Raw genomic sequence first — 19,514 nt, forward strand, 5'->3', positions numbered from 1 at the left:
CCGGGGAATCCCTAGTTACCGCTCCCCGATTCGGTGCCCTCGGCGCGCTCGCGTTTGCGGGCACGGGAGGCCCGCAGATTGGCGACGTTTCCACACACCAGGGCATCGTGCCAGACCCCGCTGGAGTTGCGGGATCGATCGTAGAACGCCACCCCACACTCGGGGTTTCGACACACCTTGAGCCGAGGCCAGGTACCCTCCAGCTGGGAGCGATATACCCAGAGCAGCACCTCGGCGAGCGCCGCATCCCAGCCGGTGCCCGCGGGGGTGGGGGCGACCGTGCCGTCGGGACGGAGGCCGAGGGTGATCGTGGCGGGCGGGTTTCCGGCGGGTGCCGGTGCCGGGTCGGCGGAGGCATCGACGGCGGGCGTGGAAGCGGGACCACCGCTCGCGTGGTCATCGGACTCGGCGGCGGCAACCGCGCCCTCGGTCAGCGCGGCGCGCAGCGCGTCCCGAAGCTCTCGGAGCCTCGCCGGATCCCCAAGGGCATCCTCCGGCCCTCCTGCGGGCGCGACCCCCGACGCTTCATCGGGCGCGTCTTCCCGTGCATCCCCCGACGCCCCTTCCGGTGGTGCCGCCAGCACCGTGGTGGCTCCACCGCGTTCGGCCCACCAACTCGCGGCCGAGTACGCGGTGGCCAGCAGATCGGGTTTGCCGGAACGACCGTTGGCAAACGTGTTGAGCAGGTCCTGGACGGCTCCCGCATCATTCGGTCCGGTAACAACGCCGTAGCGCTCGCTCGTGGTTCCCATGAATTCAGGGTAACCCCCGACAGTGGTGTTTCCCTAACGATTCTGTCCACTGGGATTGGGGGCGCGTCTTCGCGGATATCGATTGGGTGTCCGCGCGGTCGGCGCGGCGGCGAACGAGGCCCGCCCGAGTAGGCTGGAACCATCACATCCCCTATTTCGAAGGCGAGTACCGTGACCGAGTCAAACTCCCCCCTGACCACCGCCGAACTGGCACAGTTTATTGACCACACCCTGCTGGCACCCACCGCGACCACCGTGGATGTCGCCGCAACCATCGCCGAGGCCGCCCGCCTGGGTACCAAGGCCGTGTGCCTGTCCCCCTCGGTGCTGCCGGTGCAGATGCCCGAGGGCGTGGACCTGAGCCTCGCCGTAGTCGTGGGCTTCCCCAGCGGAAAGCACCACTCCTCGATCAAGGCCGCCGAGGCGGCCCTGGCCGCGAGCGAGGGTGTGGACGAGGTCGACATGGTGATCGATATCGGTGCCGCCATCGAGGGCCGTTACGCCGATGTCGAGGCCGACATTCGCGCCGTCCGCGAGGCTGCTCCGGCCCCCGTGCTGCTCAAGGTCATCATCGAGTCGGCAACCCTGTCGGATGAGGCCATCGTCGCCGTCTGCGAGGCTTCCGAGCGCGCCGGTGCCGACTTCGTAAAGACATCGACCGGCTTCCACCCGGCCGGCGGTGCCTCGGTGCATGCGGTCTCGCTGATGGCGAAGACCGTGGGCGGACGCCTGGGCGTCAAGGCCTCCGGTGGCGTGCGCACCCGCGAGCAGGCCGAGGCCATGATCGCCGCCGGTGCCACCCGCCTGGGTGTCTCGGGCAGCGCCGCCCTGCTGGCGGACTCGGCCACCGAGGGCCCCGCGGGCTACTAGCACTCATTCGCAAAGGGGCACCGCCGGTTTCCGGCGGTGCCCCTTCCGCTGCTATCGTTGGCCCAAAATTACTGCCATCGGGGAGGCAACATGGACGGGTTTTCACAGCTCGCGTTTATCGCGGTCATCATCGCCGCCGGGTTCTACGTTTTATATTGCGTGATCCGCGCAGCGGTTCTCTCGGCGCTGCGCGCGCACGCCGATGAGGTCGAGGAAAACGCGGCGATTGCCGCGCGGATCCGGGCCGTCACCGATCGGGCCGAGACGCCCGCCGCCCCGCACTCTCCTTAACGCGCAGACGTTATTCGGAACGCGCTACCGCCGCGCTACTCGCACTTTCCGCGGCTGCTCAACAGGTCACCGGTCAGCACGATGTCCTTGACATCCACCACGATGGTCGCATTCTGCGGGGTCACGGTGAGCGACTTCACCTCCGCTCCCGGCGGCAGACGGTCGGCCAAGCACACCGGAATCGGGGCCTTACCGAGGACCGCCTGCACGATCGGATCCACGTTGATGTTCCCCACCGAGGAGGTGACCTCGGCCCCCACCGGAGTCAGCGTCATCGTGGTCCCGCTCACGGCCGGACGCGCGGAAACCTGCACGCCGAATTTGATGCCGAACGGGCCGGTCACCTCCTCGTGGTACCCAAAGACCCCGTCCCCCAGGGTCAGCGTGCCGCCCTCGGTGGGCGGCTTGATGAACTCGTTCAGCCCATCCTGATCCACCACGGTGGTCATCTGCACCGATTTGGCGGGCTTCTTGGGATCTAGCGGCACCCCCTGGGCGCGCACGTCAAAGCTCAGCGGAACCCCGCGCAGGGTCGCGTGCTGGGCGCTCACCCGAACATCGTCAAACGACCCCGAGAGCAGCTGGAACAGCGGCCAGTCGCCGCCGATCTTGACGTCCAGCGGCCCCTGGAAGGTGGCCCCCGCGCTCGCTCCGAGCGACTTCACCGAGTCCTGGGCCACATCGCGCACCAGGTTGTTGGCGATCACAATCGCCCCGCCCACGAGACCCAGCACCACCACGGTGACGATCCCGGTGACCAGCCAGCGACGCCCGGTCCGACGCTTCTTGGGCGGTTCGGACTCCTGCTCGATCCGGGCCGCGTTCAAACGCTCAAACAGCACCTGGTTGGCCGAAACCTCGGTCTCGTTCCGTTCGCTCACGCCGTGCTCCCCCTGGGTTAAAAATCTGCTATTTCGACAATAACGCCCCGGATCGAATCGGCGTGCGTCCACACACACATTCCCAGCCGAACCCGCGTTAACGCCAAACGCCCACCCGCGAACGGGTGGGCGTTTGAGAACAACCTACATGCGCTCGGGTGCCGAAACACCCAGCAGGTCCAGGCCGTTGCGCAGCACGGTTCCGGTGGCATCGTTCAGCCACAGACGCGTGCGGTGCAGGTCACCGACCGCCTCGTCGCCAAACGGCAGCACGCGGCAGGCGTCGTACCAGCGGTGGTACAGCGAGGCGACCTCTTCGATGTAGCGGGCCACGCGGTGCGGCTCACGCAGGGTCGCGGCCTGGGCCACGATCCGCGGGAACTCCTGCAGCGCGCCCAGCAGGGCCGATTCGCTCTCGTGCACCAGCAGCTCGGGGGCGAAGGTCGAGCGGTCCACCCCGGACTCGGCCGCGTTGCGGGCGACCGCGCAGGTGCGGGCGTGGGCGTACTGCACGTAGAACACCGGGTTGTCGTTGGTGCGCTTCTTCAGCAGATCCGGGTCCAGCGAGATGGGCGAATCGGCGGGGTAGCGGGCCAGCGAGTAGCGCAGCGCATCGGTGCCGAGCCAGGCCTGCAGGTCGTTGAGCTCGATGATGTTTCCGGCACGCTTGGACAGGCGGGCACCGTTGATCGACACCAGCTGACCGATCAGCACCTCGATGTCACGCTCGGGGTTGTCCCCGGCGGCACCGGCAACGGCCTTCAGACGGTGTACATAACCGTGGTGGTCGGCGCCCAGCAGGTAGATCTTGTGCTGGAATCCGCGGTCACCCTTGTTCAGGTAGTAGGCGGCGTCGGCGGCAAAGTAGGTGAAGACACCGTTGCCTCGACGAATCACGCGGTCCTTGTCGTCACCGAAGTCGGTGGTGCGTACCCAGATCGCGTCGTCCTTGTCATAGACGTGACCCTGCTCGCGCAGACGGTCGATCGAGGCATCGATCGCGCTGGGGGCACCGTTCTCGCCTTCGGCGTGGAGGGTGCGCTCGCTGAACCACACGTCGAAGTGCACGTTGAAGCGCGCCAGGGACTCGCGGATCTCGCCCAGCTGCAGCTGGTATCCGGCCTCGCGGGCCAGGTCCAGGGCGGCCTGGTCGTCCAGCTCGGTGATCTCCGGGTGGGCGGCCAGCACGGCGGCACCCAGCTCGGTGATGTACGCGCCCGGGTAACCGTTTTCGGGGGTCTCCTGGCCGCGGATCGCGGCGAGGATGGACGCACCGAAGTTGTCCATCTGGTTACCGGCATCGTTGATGTAGTACTCGTTGGCTACCTTCGCGCCGGCGGCACGCAGCACGCGACCCAGCGAGTCGCCCAGGGCAGCCCAGCGGGTGTGGCCGATGTGCAGCGGACCGGTCGGGTTGGCCGACACAAACTCCAGGTTGATGGTTTCGCCATCCAGGCTCGAACCCTGCCCGTAGGTGGAACCGGCCTCGACGATGGTCTGGGCCAGGGCGCCGGCCGCGGCGGCGTCCAGGCGAATATTGATGAATCCGGGACCGGCAACCTCGGCACCGGCCACACCCTCGATCTCGCCCAGGGCGGCAACCACGCTGGTGGCCAGCTCGCGCGGGTTCACACCCAGCTTCTTGCCGAACTTCATCGCCAGGTTTGAGGCCCAGTCCCCGTGATCGCGGTTCTTCGGACGCTCCAGCGTGATGTCCTCTCGCGCGATCTCGTCGGAGGAACCGGCGCGGGCGGCCTCGGCCAGAGGCAGCACGATGTTGTACAGGGCTAGGGAGAGATCATCTGGAGTCACCAGCCCAGTCTACAGGCGTCAGGAATGCTCCAAGTACCCCGATATTTCGGCATCCGCGCGTGTTTATTGCTAACGTCAACGTGTCTGGTTTGAAAGGAACCCCATCGTGAACACGCTACTTCCCCGCTCCGCACGACGCGCGAGCCTGTTCGCCCTGGCTGGCGTCGGTCTGCTGCTGATCACCGGCTGCGCACCGTCCTCCTCGGGCGATGCCAGTGCGAGTCCTTCGGCATCCTCACCCGCGAAGCCTTCGGCCACCCCGAACGGCTCCGGCGAACCGAGCACCAACCCATCCACCGCGCCGAGTGCAACGGCCGACCCGCTCGAAAGCGGCGTCGTTCCGCTAACCTGCGATCAGCTCCTTACACCCGAAACCGTGTATGCCTACAACCCCAATGTTTCGGCCACCACCTCGGCACCGGCCGCCGGGAGCACCGCGGCCAAGATTCAGGGAATCGGCGGCCTGGCTTGCCAGCTGACCAATAACTCCAGCGGAACCACGATCGATGTTGCCGTGGCCGCGCTGGACCCCTCGGAGCTTGAGGATCTCAAGAACAAGGCGGCCGAAACCAGCCAGCAGGTTCCCACGTACACCACCCCGCCGGATGAGGGATACTTCGGACCGATTCTGCTGAAGAATGACAAGCGGATCAACGAGGCCCAGATTTTTGTGGGGAACTACTGGCTCACCCTCTCCTCGGAGGAGTTCACCGAGCCCGGCGCGCTGGAACAGCTGAGCACCCCGGCAATCGCCGCCCTGAAGGCCGCGAAGCTCTAGGCATCGGTACCGCGAACCGGTTCGGCGTGTCGCATTCGCGACGCGCCGGACCGGTTCAAGCACCACCTCAATTAGTGCTAATGTAGCTCTCGTGCGCCTCCGTAGCTCAGGGGATAGAGCGTCGGTTTCCGGTACCGCAGGTCGGGGGTTCGAATCCCTCCGGGGGCACAAATGTAAACTGCGACATGGTTTTCCATGTCGCAGTTTCTGCTTTAACCCGGGGTGCGACTAGAGTCGCAGGCCCTCCACCAGGGCGGCGGCCGAGTCATTGGCCGAGCTCAGCCGTTCGGCTCGTTCGGCCTCGCTACTGGCCGCCGCCACCCAGCGTGAGGCATCCGCCAGCGCCCCGTTGAGCATCGTAGCGATCACCACGGGCGACACCCGCTCGGAGACGCTCCCCCGATCCTTGGCATCTTGGACCACCTCGGCCAGGGTCGCGATGCAGGCGCGGGCGGTCTCCTCCACCGCATCGGTTACGACCGCCGGCGCGTCGGTGAACATGATGCGCTGAAACTCGGGCGCCTGGGTCTTTTCGATATAGGCGCGGCCGCGTCGCGCGAGGGCCAGCAGGGGGTCCTCGGTGGAGCGCAGGACCGCCCGCAGCTCCACGCAGAGCTCGTCATCCATCGAGCGCACCACCGCGTCCATCAGCCCGCTCTTACCGCCGAAATGGTGGTAGAGGGCACCGCGGGTCAGCCCCACCGAGGCGGTGAGATCATCCATCGAGGTCGCCGCATAGCCCTGCTCGGCAAAAAACCGCCGGCCGGCGGCCAACAGCTGCTCCCGCGTGTGATCAAGCATCTCGGTGCGTGTTCGACGTTCTGACTTGGGCATCATTCCTCCGCCGCCATCGTAGCGCGCCCACCCACAAAAGAACATTCACATACGCAGTGCATATGAATTGACATACGCGACGTATGTGATCTAGTATCACTCACATACCTCACGTATGTGAGAACCCCCTCCCGCTCGAAAGAAGTCCTCAGCATGTCCACTGCCCCCTTCCGCTGGTCACCGGTCCTCGCGGTCGCCCTCTCCACCTTTAGCGTGGTCACGGCCGAGATGATGCCGGTGGGCCTCCTCACCCCGATCGCCGACGCCCTGGACATCGCCCCCGGACTGGCCGGCATGTCCCTCACCATCACCGGCATCATGGCGGCCATCGTGGCCGCGCTCACCCCGGTCATCCTGGGACGCATGGATCGGCGCACGGCACTGGTGACCTTCCTGATCCTGCTGGCCATCGCCAACGTCCTCAGCGCGACCGCCACCACCTTTGCGATCTTCGCGCTGGCCCGCGTCCTGATTGGAATCTCGATGGGGATCGTCTGGGCCAGCTCGGGAGGCCTGGGTGCCCGCCTCGCCGACGCCGCCCACATCGGGCGTGCGATGACGGCGATCTTCTCGGGTGTCTCGATCGGCATGGTGCTGGGACTGCCGCTGGGCACCCTGATTGCCAACCTCGCCGGATGGCGCACGGCCTTCTGGGCCCTGGCCGCACTCGGGGCTTTCGCGGCGATCTTTGCCCGGACCGCGATGCCCGCACTCCCCACCGCCGAGCGCACGGGCCTCGGCGGACTCTTCACCCCGTGGCGTGATCGCGGGGTGCGCACTGGCTACATCATCACCACCCTGGTTGTCATCGGCCACTTCGGCGCCTACACCTTTATCCGCCCGGTCCTGGAGACCAACCCCGAGACCACCCCGACCCTGATCGTGATCGCCCTGGCGGTCTTCGGGCTCACCGGCATCGCCGGAAACTTTGTCATCGGCGCCCTGGCCGGAAAATCGCCGCGCACGGCCCTGCTTTGGGCCCTTGCGGGGATCGCGATCGGCACCGCCCTGATCCCCCTGGCGGCGACCCACACCTGGTTTGCGCTCCTGGTCCTGGCATTCTGGGGCGCCGCCTATGGCGGAATCGGCGTGGCCCTGCAGGCGTGGATCCGGGTGGCCAACCCGGCGATGGTTGAGTCCAGCTCCTCGATGTGGTCGGGAGTCTTCAACGGCTCGATCGCGATCGGGTCCCTCGCCGGCGGCCTGATCTTCGACGCCGCCGGCGGCACCCCGCTCATGCTACTGGCCGCGCTCATCGTGGCGGCCGGCTGGCTCATCACCCTGGCTTCGCGCCCGGTGCGGGAGCGCGTTTCGGCCTAGCTTTCGCGCGACCCGCTTGCGCGGATATCCCGCGCGTGCAACAATATATCCCGCGCCTGCAACTACTGTGGGCGCGGGATATTTATGTTGGACGGCATCCCGGATGCGCGCCCAGTCGCACTCAAGGAGACCCCATGCCCCTCGCCCTCTATGCCCTCGCCATCGGCGGATTCGGCATCGGCCTCACCGAATTTGGCATCCTCGGTCTGCTCCCCGAGGTCGCCACCGACTTCGGCGTCAGCGAAACCACCGCCGGCTACCTGATCTCCGGCTATGCCCTCAGCGTTGCGCTCGGTGCCGTGCTGCTCACCGCCGCCCTGCTCCGCTTCGATCAGAAAAAGGCCCTGCTGGGTCTGATGATCCTCTTTATCGCCGGTAACCTGGTCTCGGCCCTGGCTACCGACTACTCGATGATGCTCGTGGGTCGGATTCTCGCGGCCCTGTGCCACGGCGCATTCTTCGGGATCGGCACCGTGGTGGCCACCGGCCTGGTGACCGCCGAGCGCAAGGCCGCGGCCATCGCCACGATGTTTGCGGGGCTGACCATTGCCAACGTCGCCGGGGTCCCGCTGGGAACCCTGCTCGGCCAGGCGGCCGGATGGCGCTCGACCTTCTGGGCCATCACGATCATCGGCATCGTCTCGTTTGTGAGCATCATCATCCTGGTGCCCAACACCTCGAACTCCGGCGAGAAGCCCGCCCCCGGCGTGCTGCGCCGCGAGATTGCGGCGTTCAAAAACCCGCAGGTCTGGTACTCGATTGTGCTCACCATCCTGGGCTTCGGCGGGATGTTCGGGGCGTTCACCTATATCGCCTTCACGCTCACCGATGTGTCCGGTTTCGTGACCGGCGCGGTCCCCTGGCTGCTGATCGTGTTCGGAGCCGGCATGGTGATCGGAAACATCATCTCCGGCAAGCTCACCGACCGCTTCCCCGCCCGAACCCTGCTGATCGCCTTTATCGGGCTGACCATCGTGCTGGCCCTGTTCGCGGCCTTCGCGCAGAACCCGATCGTCACGATCGCCGCGCTCTTCCTGATGGGCGGATTCGGGTTTGGCACGGTTCCGCCCCTGCAAATGCGCATCATGTCTCATGCGGACTCCGCCCCGACCCTCGCCTCGGGGGCCAACGTAGCCGCGTTCAACATCGGTAACGCGGTGGGGGCCTGGCTCGGCGGGCTGACCATCGGTGCGGGCCTCGGCTACACCTCCCCGCTCTGGGTGGGCGCGGCGATGACCCTGGGAGCACTCGTGGTCCTGCTGATCGCCGGCCGGCTGCGTGGGGGCGAGTTCACCCGTGTCCGGGCCGAGGTGCCTGCCGCCGCGGTCTAAACCGCTCGGACATTACAACGGGGCCGGTCGCACACTGCGACCGGCCCCGTTTTCTTTGGCCTATTCGGGCTCGCCCGTGACGAAGTCGATCAGCTCCTCGACCCGGCCCAGCAGGGCGGGCTCCAGGTCGGCAAAGGTGCGCACCCGCCCGAGGATCGTCTGCCAGGCGCGGGCGATGTCGGCCTGATCATCGTAGGGCCAGCCGAACGCCTTGCAGATGCCCTTTTTCCACTCGATCGAGCGGGGCACCGTGGGCCATTCTTTAATTCCGAGTCGGCTCGGCAGGACCGCCTGCCACACGTCGATGTAGGGGTGGCCCACGATCAGCACCGAGTCGCCATACTTGCCGGCGCGCACCTTCTCGGCGATCCGGCTCTCCTTGGATCCGGGCACCAGGTGATCCACCAGCACACCGATCCGCTTACCGGGACCGGGCTTATAGGTGGCGATCAGGGCGTCGAGGTCATCGATGCCGCCGAGGTATTCCACCACGACGCCCTCGATGCGCAGGTCGTCGCCCCACACCTTCTCCACCAGTTCGGCGTCGTGGCGTCCCTCCACCAGGATGCGACTGGCTCGCGCGACCCGTGCCGGGGCATCGGCCACGGCAAAGGATCCCGAGGCTGTCTTCTTACGCACCGACGCCTGGGTCCGGCTCGGCACCACCAGCGAAACCGGCTTGCCGTCCACGAGGAATCCGGGGCCCAGCGGGAACACCCGCACCTTGCCGTGACGATCCTCCAGCTTCACCATGCGGGTTTCGATGCCCACGACGGCGCCGACCCAGCCGCTCTGCACCTCTTCCACCACCAGACCGTTGTCGGCGGGGATCTCGGCCGAGCTCAGGGTGCCGCGGGTACGCCAGTTACCGGCTAAAACGTCTTCGCCGTATTGATCAAAGTCCACCCGGCTAACCTATCTCGGAGTGCGGGCACGGTTCAAAACCGCACCCGGGAGGGCTCGTCCGCGGCGGACACCGTCTGGCGGAGAGCCAACCAGCAGACGCGCCGCCGTGAGTCCGGATGTCTAGGCCGCGACCAGCGAGCGACCGCGAACCCGGGTTCCCAGACCTGCCAGGAGTGCGTCCAGCTGGGCGGTCGGGGCCGCCGGTGCCTCGGGGTGCCACTGCACACCGGTGATCGGCAGGGTCGCGTGCTCCACGGCCTCGGGCAGTCCATCGTGAGCCCAACCCACGACGCTCAGTCCGGCACCGGGGGTTTCGATCACCTGGTGGTGAGCGCTCTGCCCCAGGATGTAAGACTCGCCCAGGGTGGCGGCCAGATCCGACTCGGGATCCAGCTGCACCGGGTGCTCGGTCAGCAGGTACTCGATCGGGAGAAACTCGTTGCGGTGACCGGGGTGCTCGATGTGCTCCACGAGCGTGCCGCCGAAGGCCACGTTGATGATCTGGTGTCCGCGGCAGATGCCCAGCAGCGGGGTACCGGCGGTCGCGGCGCGGCGAACCACGGCGATCTGGGCGGCATCCGCGGTGGGATAGTGCTTGCCTCTACCCTCATAAACCTCGCTGCCTCCGTAGAAGCGCGGGTCGATGTCTTCGCCCCCGCAGACGACGATCGCGTCGGCGTTCTGGGTGCGCTCGAGCAGGCGCTCGGTGCCGAGGTCTTCCGCGCAGACGCGGGTAACCGACCAGCCGGCGAGTTCTGCCCGGGCCACAAGCCCGTCGATCATCGCCCGGGTGTACCGTTCGTAAGCCCGTGCGTGCGGGCGCTGGGAAACTACCTCGATGACGGCGAGTTCGGGCGAATCGATCATGTCGGGGCTCCTTTCACGATCGGCAGACATTTCTACCATTCTGCGCGTTATCGCTCGAAGATGCGAGCTTTGGTTGTCATCTTCGGTCATACTCGCGGGAACCCACCCCGAATTGATGCCTACCGTTGGTGGACTAACGGCGTTGCTCGGCCCTAGAATCGGCCTAACGCACGGCGATTTACCAGGGGAAGGTGGCGACGTATGCGCCAAACAGGGCACCCAGTGACGGGCACCGAAGCCGGCTCACGCCGACACATCGTCTTTCTTCTGTTGCCACTGCTGGTCCTGGCCGCGCTGATTGCCGGGCTGGTGATCACCCCCTCGGCGAGCGTTTCGGCCCGGGTGCCGGGCCAAACCCCGGTACAGCTGGAGAGTGGACGGGTCCTAGATCTCACGGCTTCGCTGAGCGGTGCCGAGGTCACGGATCTGGACAAGTCCAGTCGCGCGCTGTCCTCGAAGTCGGGTCTCGACCTCTGGATTGTCCTGGTGGACACCTTCGAGAATCCCGCGGATGCACAGCGCTGGGCCGACACCGTGGCCACCAATAACGGCCTCGGCCCCAAGCAGTATCTGCTGGCCATCGCGACCGAGGGCCGCAGCTTTTTCCTCTCGGCCCCCTCAAACGGACCGATCAGCGATGAGCGTCTGACCCAGATCGAGCAGGACCAGATCAAACCCAAACTCGCCCAGAACGACTTCGCCGGTGCCGCCCAGGCCGCCATCGATGGGCTCGGTGGCGGCGGTAACGGCGGCGGTGGGGGCGGCTGGATCCTGCTGCTGATCCTGGTGATCGCCGCGGTGGCGATCGTCCTCTTCCTGGTGACCCGCCGTCGGCGCGCGGGCACTGCCCGCTCCGATGCCCCGCAGCAGCGTCCCATCGCCGAGCTCGAGCGCGAGGCCGGCAGCGCCCTGATCGCCGCGGATGACGCGGTCAAGACCGCCGAGCAGGAGCTGGGCTTTGCGATCGCCCAGTACGGCGAGGAGGCCAGCACCGCGTTTGCCCGGGCCCTGGAGGATGCGCGCACGGATCTGGGTCAGGCGTTCACGCTCAAGCAGAAACTCACCGACGACATTCCCGATACCGAGCAGGAAACCCGGGACTGGAACATCCAGATCATCGAGCTCTGCACCACCTCGATCACCGCACTCACCAATGAGACGGCGGCGTTTGAGGAGCTGCGCAAGATCGAGACCGACGCTCCGGCGCTGATCCAGGCCGTGCGGGCGGCAACCGACGGTGCCGAAACCGGCATCGCGCAGGCCCAGTCGGCCCTGACCACCCTCAGCACGCGCTATGCGGCGTCGGCGCTGGCCCCGGTGGCCGATAACGTCACCCAGGCCACCGAGCGGGTGGCGTTCGCACGCAACGCCCTGGGGCTGGCCGAGCAGAAGCTCGCCGCCGAGGATCGTTCGGCCGCGGCGGTCGCGATCCATGCGGCGCAGGAGGCGGCGGCCCAGGCCACGGTCCTCACCTCCGCGGTAACCCGGCACGGCGAAGAACTGTCGGCGGCGAGCGCGCAGGTTGCCGCCCAGATCGCCGACCTGGAACACGACCTGGCGGCCCTACGCGGGCTCCCCGAGGGCGGCGGACGCTTCGGCCCGGTGATCGAGGCCGCCGCGCAGTCGGTGGAGACCGCTCGCACCGACACCGATCCGATCCGCGCGCTGGAAAAGCTCGGCGAAACCGATCAGGCGCTGACCCAGCTCCTCGCCGAGGCCCGCGGAATCCAGGCCAGCGCCGAGCGGCAATCCTCCTCGCTGCAGGCCACCCTGGTGTCGGCACAGTCTCAGCTCTCGGCGGCCGAGGACTACATCGTCGCCCGCCGCGGCGCGATCGGTGCCGACGCCCGCACGGCCCTGGCCGAGGGTGGACGCTCGCTGGTCCAAGCCCGCGAGCTGGCGGCCTCCGACCCGGCCACCGCGCTCACCCACGCCCAGCGCGCCGACACCCTTGCCCGCCAGTCCCTCGCCCTCGCCCAGCGCGATGTGGGCGGATTCTCCGGGGGCGATGGCGGCATGTTCGGCGGCGGAACCGGAGGAAACGGCGGCGGTCTGGGCGGCGCGATCCTCGGCGGGATCATCCTCAACTCGCTCTTCGGCGGCGGCGGAGGCGGCGGGGGCGGCTTTGGCGGAGGTGGAGGCTGGGGCGGCAGCGGCGGAGGCGGTAGTCGCGGAGGCGGCGGTCGCGGCAGCGGCGGCGGTAACGGCTCCTCCGGCGGACGCGGCCGATCCGGCGGCGGAGGCGGACGCTTCTAAGCGCCCGCGCTCCGGTTCCTCCTCCCCCACAACACAGGTTTTCACTGGCAGCACCCTCACCATCAGCACCACCATCGAAAGGAAGCACACCATGGCAAAGCAGTCCATTTTTGGTCGTATCGCGACCCTTGCCAAAGCCAACATCAATGCCCTGCTCGATTCGGCCGAGGACCCGCAGAAGATCCTCGACCAGCTGGTCCGGGACTACACGGGCTCGATCTCGGATGCCGAGGGCGCGATTGCCGAGACCATCGGAAACCTGCGCCTGCTGGAGGACGACCACCGGGTCGACATCCAGGCGGCCGAGGACTGGGGCAAGAAGGCCCTGGCGGCCAGCAGCAAGGCCGATGAGTATCGGGCGTCGGGCAACGCCGCCGATGCCGATAAGTTCGACAACCTGGCCAAGGTTGCCCTGCAGCGTCAGATCGGTGCCGAGAACGAGGCGCGCGCCGCCGAACCGCAGATCGCCGCCCAGACCGAGGTTGTCGACAAGCTCAAGGCCGGTCTCACCGGCATGAAGCAGAAGCTTGAGGAGCTGAAGTCCAAGCGCAGCGAGCTTGTCGCCCGGGCCAAGTCGGCCGAGGCTCAGTCCAAGGTGGCCGATGCCGTCAAGAGCATCGACATCCTCGACCCCACCAGCGAGGTCTCCCGCTTCGAGGACAAGATTCGCCGCGAGGAGGCCAAGGTCCGCGGTCAGGCCGAGCTGGCCTCCTCCACCCTGGACGCCCAGTTCGAGTCGCTGGACGACCTCGGCGAACTCTCCGAGGTGGACGCCCGCCTCGCGGCGCTGAAGGCGGGAAACTCGACCCCCGCCGTCGGTTCGAGCTCGCTGCCCGCGCTGGAGTAGCCCGGCCGGGACCCACGGGGGATGCGCGCACTCGGCGCGCATCTCCCGTTTCGCTGTCGCCCGGGCCATGATCGATACCGACGCGATGATAACGTGATCCCTGGATCCACCCCCGCACAGGAAGCCGGTCATGACCTCCCTCCTCCCCCATCGAACCAGCCGCCCGGTCGGATCATCCCGTTCGATCTTGCGTACCCTCGTCCTGGTCGGGCTGCTCCTGCTCAGCGCGTATGTCATGGTGACGGGTAGCCCCCTCTCGGCGTCGGCCGCCCCCGCGGAGACCGACACCCCGGCCTCCGCCGGGCAGGTTCCGTTCGAGTTGGGGACCGGACGCGTTGCGGATCTGGCCGGAGTCCTCTCCGCCGAGCAGGTGACCGAGATCGACGCCGCCAGCCGAAAGCTCTCCTCGGATGAGCACCTGGACGTCTGGATCGTCCTGGTGGATCGCTTTGCCGAGCCCGAGGACGCCCAGCAGTGGGCCGATGCGGTGGCCGAGAAGAACGGCCTGGGCCCCCAGCAGTACCTGCTGGCCATCGCCACCGAGGGGCGCACCTTCTTCCTCTCCGCCCCCAGCCTGGGGCGGGTCTCCGACTCTCGCCTGCTCGAGATCGAACGCCGGCTGATCGCACCAAAACTGACCGAGGGCGACTTCACCGGGGCCGCCCTGGCCACGTTCTCGGGGCTCTCCGAGCCGATGCCCGCTCCCACACCCACCGCGACCGCGTCCACGGCGGACAAAACGATTATTACCCCGGGAATCGTCGTCGCCGTCATCATTCTGGTATCACTTCCGTTCCTGCTAATCGCACTCCTGATCTGGATTCTGATTCGGCGGCGGCGGGCATCCCGCGCGCTGAGTGCGGCTCGGGCGGCCACGGTGATCACCGCGACCGCGCCGGCCCCCGCCCAGGTGCCGGCCCCGGCACCGGCACCGATCCGCCTTCCGGTGAGTGCCCCGACTCCCCCTGCTTCCGCGCCCCCGCCCGTCCTCCGTCCGATCGCCGACCTTGGCCGGGACGCCGACAGCGCGCTGGTCACCACCGATGACGCGGTGCGGATGGCGGACCAAGACCTCGGATTTGCGGCCGCACAGTACGGGGATTCCAGCGTGGGAGACTTCACCGAGGCGCTCGCCCGGGCCAAGCGAAACCTGGCCGAGGCGTTCACCCTCAAGCAGAAGCTCACCGATGAAACCCCGGACACCGAGCAGGAAATCCGCGAGTGGACCACCCGGATCCTCGCGCTGTGTGCCACCGCGATGGCGGATGTTCAGGCGCAGCAGCAGGGGTTTGCGGCGCTGCGCCGGATCGAAGCCGATGCCGGCGCGCTGCTGGCTTCCGCGCGTGAGGAGGTCCTCCTGGCCGAGGCAAGGATCCCCGCGGCGGGAGCCGAGATGGATCGCCTGCGCGCCCGCTACGGCGCATCCGTGCTGGCTGAAACCGGGAACAACCTGTCGCGCGCGGGGGCGCTCATCGCCGCCGCCCACACCGAGCTCGAATCCGCCGAATCGGGTACCGCTCGGGGGGACTCGGCCGCGGCGGCCCTAGCCATCCAGCGGGCGCAGAAAGCGGCCGGCCAGGCCACCACGCTCGCGTCCACGATCTCCACTCGCGCCGGCGAGCTGGCCGAGGCCGCCTCACGAGTGCTCTCCCAGTCCACGATTCTCGCTCAGCTCATCACGATCGCCCGGGGAATACCCGAGAACGTCAACGTGCTGACGCCGCTGGCCAGCCTGGCCGAGCAGACCGTCGCCCTGGCCCGGACCGATGCCAACCCGCTGCGTGCGCTGGATAAGCTGCGCGAAGCCTCGGCCGCGCTCACCCACGCGATCGAGGAGGTTCAGCGATCCCGGGCCGAGGCCGCCGCGGCCGCCGCCGGTTTCGCCGCGGCGCCCGCGGTTCCCACGACCCCCGAGGACGCACAGCTGCAGGCGCGCGCGGCCAAGGACCTGGCGCGCGCCCGGAAGGCCGAGGCGCGGCGCGCACGGATCGCCCGCGACAACGTCGCCCGCGCCGAACGCGACCAGATCCGGGCGATCGAACGGGCCCGCGAACTCGAACGGGAGCAGGCACGCCAGCGCAGGGCCGAGCGCACAGAAAGTCGACGGCCCCGGGATTCCGGCGGCGGATCCTCCTCCGGCGGCTCCTCATCCGGCGGACGCGGCCGGTCCGGTGGCGGCGGGGGCCGCTTCTAGGCCAGAGTGGTAGATGCGCCACCCCCTCAGATTGACACGCTTCATCGAAAGGAATCACCCATGGCAAAGCAGTCCATTTTCGGCCGAATCGCCACCCTCGCCAAGGCCAACATCAACGCCCTCCTGGACTCCGCCGAGGATCCGCAGAAGATCCTCGACCAGCTGGTGCGGGACTACACCGATTCGATCGTCGATGCCGAGGGGGCCATCGCCGAGACCATCGGAAACCTGCGTCTGCTTGAGGACGACCACCGTGCCGACGTGCAGAACGCCGCCGACTGGGGCCGCAAGGCCCTCGCCGCGAGCCTCAGGGCCGACGAGTACCGTGCATCGGGCAACGCCGGCGACGCCGATAAGTTCGACAACCTGGCAAAGATCGCGCTGCAGCGCCAGATCGGTGCCGAGAACGAGGCACGCTCGGCCGAGCCGCAGATCGCCGCCCAGACCGAGGTTGTGGACAAGCTCAAGGCCGGCCTCAACGGCATGAAGCAGAAGCTCGAGCAGCTCAAGTCCAAGCGCAACGAACTGGCGGCCCGCGCCAAGTCGGTGGCAGCCCAGGCGAAGGTGGCCGACGCGGTGAAGAGCATCGACATTCTCGATCCCACCAGCGAGGTCTCCCGCTTCGAAGACAAGATCCGCCGCGAGGAGGCCAAGGTCCGCGGCCAGGCCGAGCTGGCGGCGTCGAGCCTGGACGCCCAGTTCGAGGCGCTCGAGGACCTGGGCGAACTCTCCGAGGTGGATGCCCGCCTCGCGGCGCTCAAGGCCGCCCAGAAGCCCGCGGGCATCGAGGCACAGACCTACCGCGCCATCGAGTAGGTTCGCGACTCAGCGCCGAGGACCCCCGAGCAGGCTCGGGTGTCCTCGGCGTTTTGCGTTCGCCGCCAGCGTCGGAGATCTTTGGCCCGCAGCGGCCACGCGATGGTAGCGTGATCGCTACGTACTCCCCCGCCAGAAAGCAGATCATGAACCCGTTTCTTGACTCCTGGATCAGCCGACTCGGCTATCTCTACGCCACCGCGGTCGGCTGCGTGTGGGGCGCGATCTGGTCCACCGGACGGATTCGTCGCGAGGCCGGTCTGATCGTTTTCACCGGTCTGCCGAACTGGGCCTTTGGCCGCGGTGGCGTCTGCGTGGGCGGGGTGTATCTGACCGATACCAACGACTCCCCCACGGTCCTCAAACACGAGGCGATCCACCGACGTCAGTGGCAGCGCTACGGCATGCTGATGCCGGTTCTCTACGCGCTGGCCGGACGCAATCCGCTGAAGAACCGATTCGAGATCGAAGCCGGGCTCGAGGATGGCGGATACCTGCCCCGCCGCTAAGACCTGCGGTAGCAAAGCTCGGACCGATGCGCGGCCGTCTCGTGGAACGGACTAGCGGCGCAGACCGAACCGAGCCGGGGTGTCCACGGCGGTTGCCGGGAGGTTCAGCGACTCGGTCAGATAGTCAAAGCAGTCGGCCACGGCGGTAAAGGGACCCGCCAGCCAGACCCGCGCTGCCGCCACGGTGTCCGTGGCGTCCGCGGTTTCTTCGGATTCGGCGCACAGCATCTCGGCCGACCAGGCCTGCACCGCCCGCGAGAGCGCCTGACCCGGCGCACACGCGCGTCCGGAGCCCGGGGCACCGGTGCGCTCGGCCCGCACCAGCCAGGAAACCACCATTCGGCTGGGAGCACTGAGCATCCCCACCTGCTCGGCGGTGTCCACCTCCACAAAGACGCGGCCGGTGGCGCACATCGGCAGCGTCGCCAGCAGCGCCTCAATCTCGGGGAGTTCAGCAAACGTGCCGGCTACCAGATGGGTAACGCGGTGAGCGTGTCCGGCGGGAGAGTGCGGGGCGCGGCGGGTGCTGGGTGCGGCTGTGGTCGAGATCATTTCCTCTTCAGTATAGGCTTACCTAACCCCAAACGCCAGAGCCGATTTTCCCCACGCGTGTGCCGTCTTCTCGATTACGTCACAAATGGACAGCGGGGCGTTCGACGGCGATAATTCGGGGAAAAGTAGGTGAAAATAGGGATGGGCTCACCCCGCCCCTCCGAACGTTTGAAAGGCATCACCCATGCGCACCCCTCGTTCCCGGCTTCTGTTTGCCGCCGGCCTGGCCACGGTTCTGGCCCTCAGCGGTTGCGCTGCCCCGTCGACCTCGGACAACACGGGCACCAATGCCTCGGTCAACGTGGGACTCATCCTGGAGCCCACCGATCTGAACATTCGCAAGACCTCGGGGGTCGCCCTCGACCAGGTCCTGCTCGACAACGTCTATGAGGGACTGGTGCGCCGCGAGGCCGATGGCTCGGTGGTCGACTCGCTGGCCAAGTCCCACGAGGTCTCCGCCGATGGCCTCACCTATACCTTCACCCTCAACGACGGCGTGAAGTTCCACTCGGGTGCCGAGTTGACGGCCAGCGATGTGGTCTGGTCGCTCAACCAGGTGGTCACCGATGCCTCGATCAAGGATCACGCGACCCTCGCCTCGATCCGCACGGTATCGAGCCCCGATCCCAAAACCGTCGTCATCGACCTCTCCAGCCCCGACAGCAACCTGCTCTGGAACCTCGGCGGCCGGGCGGGCCAGATCCTCGAGGAGAAGGCCACCAACGACCTGGCCACCAGCGCCAACGGCACCGGGCCCTTCGAGCTCAAGGCCGGCGCCTGGAAGCAGGGCGACAGCCTCAAGCTTGAGCGCAACGACAACTACTACGGCACCAAGGCCAAGGTGCGCGAGGTGGTGTTCTCCTACATTCCGGACCCGACCGCGGCGATCAACGCGACCCTGACCGGCGACCTGGACGTGCAGACCGGCGTGGATGCCAGCCTGAGCCCGCAGCTCGAACGCGATAAGGACATCACCCTCACCAAGGGCCGCACCACCGATAAGTACACGCTGGTGTTCAACCCCAAGGTGCCGGCGCTGGCCGATCCGAAGGTGCGCGAGGCGCTGCGCCTGGGCATCGATCATAAGGCGATCATCGATTCGATCGGTGGGGCCGGCGTTCCCCAGGGGGGTCCGATCCCCGCGCTGGATCCGGGCTATCAGGACCTGACCGGGCTGGTTCCCTTCGACCCGGAGAAGGCCAAGGCTCTGCTCGCCGAGGCCGGGCAGAGCGATCTCACGCTGACCCTCACCGTGGCCAACCACTACCCCACCGTGATCTCCAACGTGCTGACCTCCCAGTTCAAGAACATCGGCGTGACCCTGAAGGTCAACCGGGTCGAGTTCCCCACCTGGCTCAACGACGTCTACACCAACCACGATTTTGACCTGTCGCTGGTCAACCATGCCGAGTCCCGCGACTTCGCCAACTGGACCGATCCCACCTACTACTTCGGATACAACAACCCGAAGGTTCAGGAGCTCTACACGGAATCCGTGGCGGCCACCGACCCCAAGGTCGCGGATGCGAAGCTCGCCGAGGCCGCCAAGATCGTCGCCCAGGACAACCCCGCCGACTGGCTGTTCACCGGCACCGCGCTGACGGCCGTGCGTAAGGGCGTCACCGGTTTCCCCACCGATTCCACCACCTCGCGGCTGTACCTCGGAAACCTCGCGGTTTCCGAGTAAAATCTGTACCC

18 protein-coding genes and 1 tRNA gene are annotated in these 19,514 nt (G+C 67.4%); 12 read left to right on the plus strand and 7 right to left on the minus strand.

From position 1 onward, the window contains the following. Positions 1 to 11: 11 nt before the first annotated feature. Positions 12 to 752, minus strand: coding sequence for a CGNR zinc finger domain-containing protein (locus C7C57_RS11705; RefSeq protein WP_187976558.1), 741 nt, complete (start codon positions 750 to 752; stop codon positions 12 to 14). 171 nt (positions 753 to 923) lie between these two features. Here C7C57_RS11705 and deoC point away from each other — a divergent pair, with 171 nt between their 5' ends. Next, positions 924 to 1,622, plus strand: coding sequence for a deoxyribose-phosphate aldolase (gene deoC / locus C7C57_RS11710; protein ID WP_223144744.1), 699 nt, complete (start codon positions 924 to 926; stop codon positions 1,620 to 1,622). A gap of 90 nt (positions 1,623 to 1,712) precedes the next feature. Then, positions 1,713 to 1,913: a hypothetical protein gene (locus tag C7C57_RS11715; RefSeq protein ID WP_187976559.1), complete on the plus strand. Its 201-nt coding sequence runs from the start codon at positions 1,713 to 1,715 to the stop codon at positions 1,911 to 1,913. A gap of 35 nt (positions 1,914 to 1,948) precedes the next feature. On the opposite strand, the gene C7C57_RS11720 is transcribed toward C7C57_RS11715, so the two are convergent. Both C7C57_RS11720 and argS read right to left on the minus strand, forming a co-directional pair. Next, entirely contained in the window at positions 1,949 to 2,794 is an 846-nt protein-coding gene (locus C7C57_RS11720; RefSeq protein ID WP_187976560.1) for a DUF2993 domain-containing protein, read from the minus strand. 144 nt (positions 2,795 to 2,938) lie between these two features. Beyond that, positions 2,939 to 4,606: an arginine--tRNA ligase gene (gene argS, locus C7C57_RS11725; RefSeq protein WP_187976561.1), complete on the minus strand. Its 1,668-nt coding sequence runs from the start codon at positions 4,604 to 4,606 to the stop codon at positions 2,939 to 2,941. 106 nt (positions 4,607 to 4,712) lie between these two features. On the opposite strand from argS, the gene C7C57_RS11730 reads away from it, so the two are divergent. Both C7C57_RS11730 and C7C57_RS11735 read left to right on the plus strand, forming a co-directional pair. Then, on the plus strand, positions 4,713 to 5,384 hold the full coding sequence (locus C7C57_RS11730; RefSeq protein ID WP_030142861.1) for a hypothetical protein: 672 nt from the start codon (positions 4,713 to 4,715) through the stop codon (positions 5,382 to 5,384). Positions 5,385 to 5,479: 95 nt separating this feature from the next. After that, positions 5,480 to 5,552 (plus strand) — tRNA-Arg (locus C7C57_RS11735). A 60-nt stretch (positions 5,553 to 5,612) separates the two neighbouring features. On the opposite strand, the gene C7C57_RS11740 is transcribed toward C7C57_RS11735, so the two are convergent. Further along, positions 5,613 to 6,218 carry a TetR/AcrR family transcriptional regulator gene (locus C7C57_RS11740; RefSeq protein WP_223144745.1) on the minus strand — a complete coding sequence of 202 codons (606 nt, stop codon included), beginning with the start codon at positions 6,216 to 6,218 and terminating at the stop codon, positions 5,613 to 5,615. 153 nt (positions 6,219 to 6,371) lie between these two features. On the opposite strand from C7C57_RS11740, the gene C7C57_RS11745 reads away from it, so the two are divergent. Beyond that, on the plus strand, positions 6,372 to 7,538 hold the full coding sequence (locus C7C57_RS11745; protein WP_187976563.1) for an MFS transporter: 1,167 nt from the start codon (positions 6,372 to 6,374) through the stop codon (positions 7,536 to 7,538). Positions 7,539 to 7,672: 134 nt separating this feature from the next. Beyond that, entirely contained in the window at positions 7,673 to 8,869 is a 1,197-nt protein-coding gene (locus C7C57_RS11750) for an MFS transporter (RefSeq protein ID WP_187976564.1), read from the plus strand. Positions 8,870 to 8,929: 60 nt separating this feature from the next. On the opposite strand, the gene C7C57_RS11755 is transcribed toward C7C57_RS11750, so the two are convergent. Both C7C57_RS11755 and C7C57_RS11760 read right to left on the minus strand, forming a co-directional pair. Further along, entirely contained in the window at positions 8,930 to 9,775 is an 846-nt protein-coding gene (locus tag C7C57_RS11755; protein ID WP_187976565.1) for a DUF3097 domain-containing protein, read from the minus strand. A gap of 120 nt (positions 9,776 to 9,895) precedes the next feature. After that, positions 9,896 to 10,642 carry a gamma-glutamyl-gamma-aminobutyrate hydrolase family protein gene (locus tag C7C57_RS11760; protein ID WP_223144746.1) on the minus strand — a complete coding sequence of 249 codons (747 nt, stop codon included), beginning with the start codon at positions 10,640 to 10,642 and terminating at the stop codon, positions 9,896 to 9,898. Positions 10,643 to 10,864: 222 nt separating this feature from the next. On the opposite strand from C7C57_RS11760, the gene C7C57_RS11765 reads away from it, so the two are divergent. From C7C57_RS11765 to C7C57_RS11785, 5 genes are all read left to right on the plus strand, one after another. Beyond that, positions 10,865 to 12,898 (plus strand): YgcG family protein, encoded by a 2,034-nt coding sequence (locus C7C57_RS11765; RefSeq protein ID WP_187976567.1) that lies wholly within the window; start codon positions 10,865 to 10,867, stop codon positions 12,896 to 12,898. A gap of 91 nt (positions 12,899 to 12,989) precedes the next feature. Next, positions 12,990 to 13,745 (plus strand): PspA/IM30 family protein, encoded by a 756-nt coding sequence (locus C7C57_RS11770; RefSeq protein WP_187976568.1) that lies wholly within the window; start codon positions 12,990 to 12,992, stop codon positions 13,743 to 13,745. 187 nt (positions 13,746 to 13,932) lie between these two features. Further along, positions 13,933 to 15,939: a YgcG family protein gene (locus tag C7C57_RS11775; protein ID WP_187976569.1), complete on the plus strand. Its 2,007-nt coding sequence runs from the start codon at positions 13,933 to 13,935 to the stop codon at positions 15,937 to 15,939. 60 nt (positions 15,940 to 15,999) lie between these two features. Then, on the plus strand, positions 16,000 to 16,755 hold the full coding sequence (locus tag C7C57_RS11780; RefSeq protein WP_187976570.1) for a PspA/IM30 family protein: 756 nt from the start codon (positions 16,000 to 16,002) through the stop codon (positions 16,753 to 16,755). Between the two features lie 146 nt (positions 16,756 to 16,901). Continuing rightward, entirely contained in the window at positions 16,902 to 17,264 is a 363-nt protein-coding gene (locus C7C57_RS11785) for a hypothetical protein (RefSeq protein WP_030142852.1), read from the plus strand. Positions 17,265 to 17,315: 51 nt separating this feature from the next. Here the strand turns inward: C7C57_RS11785 and C7C57_RS11790 are convergent, their stop codons facing one another. Further along, a complete protein-coding gene (locus C7C57_RS11790; RefSeq protein ID WP_187976571.1) occupies positions 17,316 to 17,816 on the minus strand; it encodes an SIP domain-containing protein in 501 nt (166 codons plus the stop codon). A gap of 184 nt (positions 17,817 to 18,000) precedes the next feature. On the opposite strand from C7C57_RS11790, the gene C7C57_RS11795 reads away from it, so the two are divergent. Further along, positions 18,001 to 19,503: an ABC transporter substrate-binding protein gene (locus C7C57_RS11795; protein ID WP_187976572.1), complete on the plus strand. Its 1,503-nt coding sequence runs from the start codon at positions 18,001 to 18,003 to the stop codon at positions 19,501 to 19,503. Positions 19,504 to 19,514: the final 11 nt, after the last annotated feature.

Source organism: Mycetocola sp. JXN-3 (assembly GCF_014522285.1).
Classification (GTDB): Bacteria; Actinomycetota; Actinomycetes; order Actinomycetales; family Microbacteriaceae; genus Mycetocola; species Mycetocola saprophilus.